General features: G+C 69.3%; 4 protein-coding genes, 1 tRNA gene and 2 pseudogenes. 6 read left to right on the top strand and 1 reads right to left on the bottom strand.

What is annotated here, in order from left to right; all coding sequences use genetic code 11:
* Nucleotides 1-130 precede the first annotated feature (130 nt).
* The 6 genes and pseudogenes from HUX53_RS26925 to HUX53_RS26950 all read left to right on the top strand — a co-directional run bounded on the left by HUX53_RS26925 (nt 131) and on the right by HUX53_RS26950 (nt 5,369).
* A complete protein-coding gene (locus HUX53_RS26925) occupies nt 131-424 on the top strand; it encodes a hypothetical protein (protein ID WP_176406023.1) in 294 nt (97 codons plus the stop codon).
* The gene (locus HUX53_RS26930) at nt 424-732 is read left to right on the top strand and encodes a hypothetical protein (protein ID WP_176406024.1); all 309 of its coding nucleotides are present in this window, start codon (nt 424-426) and stop codon (nt 730-732) included. Before HUX53_RS26925 ends, HUX53_RS26930 begins: the two co-directional genes overlap by 1 nt.
* 1,706 nt (nt 733-2,438) lie before the next feature.
* Nucleotides 2,439-2,654, top strand: a pseudogene (locus HUX53_RS43145) (replication initiator); the annotation flags it as partial.
* Between the two features lie 200 nt (nt 2,655-2,854).
* Nucleotides 2,855-3,982, top strand: a pseudogene (locus HUX53_RS26940) (replication initiator); the annotation flags it as partial.
* Complete coding sequence (locus tag HUX53_RS26945; RefSeq protein WP_176406025.1) at nt 3,979-4,215, top strand: excisionase family DNA-binding protein; 237 nt, start codon at nt 3,979-3,981, stop codon at nt 4,213-4,215. The pseudogene HUX53_RS26940 and the gene HUX53_RS26945, both read left to right, overlap by 4 nt.
* Nucleotides 4,215-5,369 (top strand): site-specific integrase, encoded by a 1,155-nt coding sequence (locus tag HUX53_RS26950; protein WP_217919943.1) that lies wholly within the window; start codon nt 4,215-4,217, stop codon nt 5,367-5,369. The genes HUX53_RS26945 and HUX53_RS26950 overlap by 1 nt, the downstream gene beginning before the upstream one ends.
* A gap of 52 nt (nt 5,370-5,421) precedes the next feature.
* Here HUX53_RS26950 and HUX53_RS26955 read toward each other — a convergent pair.
* Nucleotides 5,422-5,494: transfer RNA gene (locus tag HUX53_RS26955), tRNA-Ala, on the bottom strand.
* Nucleotides 5,495-5,556 lie beyond the last annotated feature (62 nt).

The raw sequence follows: 5,556 nt of genomic DNA on the forward strand, positions 1-5,556 counted from the left end.
TCAACTCCGGTACCGGGCGGCTGGCCTACTCGCTGAAGGCGGGGGCGGTGCGTCCGGCCAACTTCAAGGGCGGCGGCGGGTCCCGCTCGGCGGGCAAGGACGGCGGCGCGGCTGCCAAGGACGCTGCGTGATGGGGGGCGGGCGCATGTCGGCGCTGTCGCTGCCCATCGACGGCGCGGCCTCCTCCGAGTTCAAGTCGTTCCGGGCGCGTACGCCGCTGTTCACCGTGTCGGCGGGTCGGGTGCTGGTCACCCTGACCCTTCCCGAGCGGCTGAACGCCGGGGATGTGGAGTTCGCGCGGGGGCTGGCCGAGCAGGCGGCGGCGTACGCGGTGGAGGTGGAGCGGCTGTACCGGTCCGGCCGCCGCTCCTCGTCGGGCGGGTCCTCCTCGGGCCGCTCGTCCGGGAAGGGAGCGGCTGCCTGATGGGGGCCTACAGCTACACCACGGTTCAGGTGGAGCCGGACGGGACGGCGCTGACGTCGGTGAGCATCTACCCGGACGAGCGGGTGTCGGTGCTGTGCCCGCGCGGCAAGAACCGGGCGCAGATCTCCATCACGCACAGCTACGCCCACGTGATCATCGCTCCGGCCAGGGCCACGTCACCGACCGCCGAAGACGTCCGGGTCGCGCGCAAGCTTGCCGAGTCGTTCGCGGCGTATGCGGCCGAGGTGGAACGGCTCCACACGCTCAACAACCCGCAGGGCGTGTCCGCCGAAGACCCGGCGGCCTGAATCCGGGTGGGGCGGCTGGAGCTGGTACCTCCGGCCGCCCCGCTTCTCTCGCTCTCCCACAGCTTTGAAAGAGAAGAGGTGTCCAGGTTATGGCCTGGGAGTTCCGCAAGCTCGGCCCCGGTGACAACGTCGCCGTTGAAGCGCAGCGTGACCCGTTCGCCGCGCCCAAGTGGGCGCCTCCGGTCTGGCACATGCCCGAGGGCCTGGTGCTCATCGTCAACGCCGTCCGCGCGCTGGTCCGCACGGTCGTCTTCCTGGTCCGCAACATCGTCCCGGTGTCCATCGCGGCCGGTCTGGGCTGGCTCGGCGTCCGCTTCGGGTGGCTGGTGCCCGTCCTGGTCCTGGCCCTCGTCGCCGTGAGCCTCTCCGTGTGGGCGGGGGTGGACCGTCCGTCCTTCGTCCGCTGGATCGCCCGTCCGGCCCGTGCCCGCTGGCGCCTGGTCGCGGTCTACCGGCGCGATTGGCAACCCGTCCTGGTCACTGCTGGACTTACCAAGGTGCACAAGGGGCGGGAGTACCTGCCCTCCCCCGTGCGGGTCCGCTGCGGCCCGACCTCGGACCGGGTGCTCGTCCGCATGCTCAAGGGGCAGGCTCCGGACGCGTGGGAACGGGTCGCGGTCAACCTCGCCCACGGCTTCGGCGCAACCCTGGTCCGCGTCCGGAACGGGGACCGTCCGGGCCGCATCTGGCTCGAATTCATCCGCCGTGACGCCCTGGCCGTCCCGATGCCGGCGCTGCCCGTCCCCGACGGCTCCGACGTCGACCTGTCCGGGCTAGTGATCGGACGGTGCGAGGACGGGTCGCCGTGGCGGCTGCGGCTGCTCGGGACGCATGTGCTGATCGCGGGGGCGACGGGGGCCGGCAAGGGCTCGGTCATCTGGTCCACCATTCGCGCACTGCTGCCCTGGATGCTGTCCGGGTTGGTGGAGGTGTGGGCGGTCGACCCTAAACGCATGGAACTGTCCTTCGGGCGAGCGCTGTTCGAACGGTACGGGCGGTACTCCTCCGACCCGTCCGGCGGCATGGTCAAGCTGCTGGAGACGGCGGCCGAGGACATGAACGCCCGCGCCGAACGCTTCGCCGGAGTGACCCGCTCGTTCACACCGTCGCATGAGCACCCGTTCCGGGTCGTGGTGGTGGATGAGCTGGCGTTCCTGACCGCCTACTGCCCAGAGCGGGACTTGCGCAAGCGGGCCGAGTCGGCGCTTGCCGTGCTCACCTCGCAGGGCCGTTCGGTGGGGTACTGCGTGATCGGGGCGCAGCAGGACGCGCGCAAAGAGGTCAACAACCTGCGCAACCTATTCCCCGACCGCATCGCCCTACGGCTCGATGAAGACGAGCAAGTAGACATGGTGCTCGGCGACGGTGCCCGCGACCGTGGCGCACTGGCCGACCAAATCTCCTCCGTCCCCGAGGTCGGCGCGGGCGTCGGGTTCGTCCGCCTCGAAGCCTCACCCGACCCCGTCCGGGTGCGGGCGGCCTACGTCGCCGACTCCGACATCCGCGACATGGTCGCGCTCGGCCTGCCCGATGTCGACGTGCGGGGGGGCGGCGTGAGACAACCCACCCTCGACGGCCCCGAGGTCGACTCATCCTCGTCGGCCGAACCCGGTCCGGAACCGGTCGTCAAGACGCTGGCTCCGCTGGCGCGGGGCGTGCTGGAAGCGGTCGCGGTCGAACACGGCGTGTGCGTCCGTCCAGTCCCCATGCGGCGGGTCGACCTCAACACGGGCGCGGCCGAGATGGTCTATGTCCCGTGCGGTCACACCCTGGCCTCGGTGTGCCCGTCGTGCGCCGAACGCAAGCGCAAGCTTCGCGCGGTGCAGTGCCGTCAAGGCTGGCACCTGGCCGAGGAACCGGTCATCACGCGCGCTGACCCGGATGAGGAGCAACGGGCGTGGATGGAACTGCGGGCGCACGCTACGGCGGCCCGTGACCGCGCGGCCGAGGACGGGACGGCGGACGGGGAAGACTCCGAGTTCTGGGATGCCGTGGTGCGCGACCTGGACAACGAGCTAGAACGGACCGGGGTCCGCGGTGCCCTCAAGACCGGTGACCAGACCAAGGGCCGGCGCACCCGGTCGACCCGGCGGCGGCAGGACGCGCCCGACCTTCCTCGTCGTCCGGTCGACTCCCGCACGGTCGGCAAGGTGTTCCGAGGCCACGATGGCAAGACCTTCCGGCCCTCGCTGTTCCTCACCCTCACCCTGGACTCCTACGGCGGGTGCGCGGTGACGGTACGCCGGTCGACCCGGCGACGTACGACTACGCGCGGGCTGCTCGCGATGCTCTGCACTTCTCCAAGCTGGTTGACCGGTTCGTGCAGAACCTGCGCCGGTTCGTCGGCTACGACGTGCAGTACTTCGCCGCCGTCGAACCGCAACGGCGCCTCGCGCCCCACCTGCACATGGCGATTCGCGGCACGATTTCGCGGGCTGAGCTGCGTCAGGTGGTGGCGGCCACCTACCACCAAGTGTGGTGGCCTCCGACCGACCGCGTCGTCTTCGACGGCGAACACCTGCCGGTCTGGGATGACGTGGCGGGCGAGGACGGCGGCGGCTATCTCGACCCGGCCACCGGCGAGGTACTCCCCACCTGGGATGAGGCGCTAGACGCCCTCGGCCAGGACGAGGACGCCGAACCCCTGCACGTGGTCCGCTTCGGGCGGCAAATCGACGCTCAAGGCGTCCTCGCCGACTCTCCCGACTCCCGGCGCTGCATCGGCTACCTGACCAAATACCTGGTCAAGGGCGTGGCCGAATGCCACTCCGCCGACACTGCGGCGCAGCGTGAACACGTCGACCGCATGGCTGAAGCACTCCGCTACGAACCGTGCTCCCCGACATGCGCGAATTGGCTGCGCTACGGCGTGCAGCCCAAGAACCCGCGCAAGGGCATGACGCCGGGCTACTGCAAGGGCAAAGCACACCGACGCGAACACCTCGGCTACGGCGGCCGCCGCGTCCTGGTCTCCCGCAAATGGTCCGGCAAAACCCTCGCCGACCACAAAGCCGACCGCAAAGCCTGGGTCCTCGCCCGACTGGCTGAGGCCGGAATCCCGGTGAGCAACCCGACCGACCCGCAAGCGGTCCACGTCTGGGAGAGAGCCGGCCCCGGTGACGCCGACGTGAAACCGGCCGAACAACGGCTTCTCCTGCTGATCAACGAACGGATCCAACGGCGCCGCCAGCTCGACGCCGCGACCCGCAACCCCACCCCAGAACTTTCGGCAACTGCGGAGGCAGCGTGACCAAGCGACTCGACAACCTTCCGGCTGAACGGCTGCTGACCGTGGCGGAGGCGGCCGAGTACCTCAACACCTCGCAGCGGTTCCCACGGCGGTTGATCGAGGAACGGCGCATCCGGTTCGTGCGGGTCGGTCGCTTCGTGCGCATCCCCGAATCCGCACTTCACGAGTACATCGCGGCCGGTCTCGTCGAGCCGGTCACTCTACGGGGCAACTACAGCAGGAGGGCCGCGTAATGGCTGGCAAGCGTCGCTTCGGACGCGTCCGGAAACTGCCCTCGGGGCGGTTCCAGGCTCGCTACCTCGGGCTTGACGAGATCGATCGGCCTGCGCCGCACACGTTCGCGACCAAGCGGGACGCCGAGCGTTGGCTTGTGCTCAAAGCGGCCGAGATCAAGAGCGGTGACTGGCTCTCCCCGGACGCCGGGAAGGTCTCCTTCAAGGAGTACGCCGAAGCGTGGCTCAAGGAGCGTCCGGGCCTGCGGGCAAAGACCCTCGAACGGTATGAGGGCCTCGTCCGTTTGCACCTCGCTCCGGCTTTCGGCAACTCGGCGGTCTCGGACATCGAGGATGCTCACGTGCGGCGCTGGCGTAAGCATCTGCTCGACTCCGGGGCCGGTGCCGTCACGGTAGCCAAGGCATATCGGCTGCTCAATGCCATCATGAACACGGCGGTCAGTGACGGCATGATCAAGCGCAACCCCTGCACAGTCAAGGGCGGCGGGGCCGAGAACTCGCCAGAGCGACCCGTCCTCAGCATCTCCGAAGTGTTCGCCCTGGCTGAGGTGATCGACCGTCGTTACCGGGCGCTCGTCCTGCTGGCGACCTTCGCGAACCTGCGTTGGGGTGAGGCCGTGGCGCTGCGGCGGAAGGACGTCGACCTCAAGGCCGGCACCGTCCGGGTTGAACGGACGCTGGTGGAGGTGACGGGTAAGCCGCTCCACTTCGGGCCTCCGAAGACTGAGGCGGGCGCGCGGACGCTTCCGATTCCGGCAATCGTGCTCCCTGAGCTGAAAGAGCACGTCAAGGCGTTCGCGCAGGACGGCGACGAGGGGCTCGTCTTCGTCGGCGGTAAGGGTGCGTTGCTCCGGCGGGCGAACTTCCGGCGCAACTGGGTGCGGGCCTTGGAGAAGGCGGGGCTCAAGGGCGTGCGCTTTCACGACCTGCGGCACACGGGCAACACCCTCGCCGCGATCGCTGGGGCGACGCTCCCGGAACTCAAGGAACGCATGGGCCACGCCAGCGACCGCGCGGCCATGATCTACCTGCACGCGACGGACGAGCGGCACCGGGAGATCGCCGACACCTTGAGTGCCATGGCCAAGGCCGAACTCAAGGGGAAGAAGCGATCGGGCACGCAACGGGCACGGAAGCGGAAGAAGAGATCGTGAGACACGAGAGCCCAGGTCGGAACATGGCTTCTGACCTGGGCTTTTCGGTGGGTGGAGCCTAGGGGATTCGAACCCCTGACACCCGGCTTGCAAAGCCGGTGCTCTACCAACTGAGCTAAGGCCCCGTGTGGGCGGGTCAAAGCTTACCCGTGGTCGGGGGCGGGTGTGGCATCGGCGGGGACGAGGA

Source organism: Actinomadura sp. BRA 177 (assembly GCF_013372625.1).
In the GTDB taxonomy this organism is placed as follows: domain Bacteria; phylum Actinomycetota; class Actinomycetes; order Streptosporangiales; family Streptosporangiaceae; genus Spirillospora.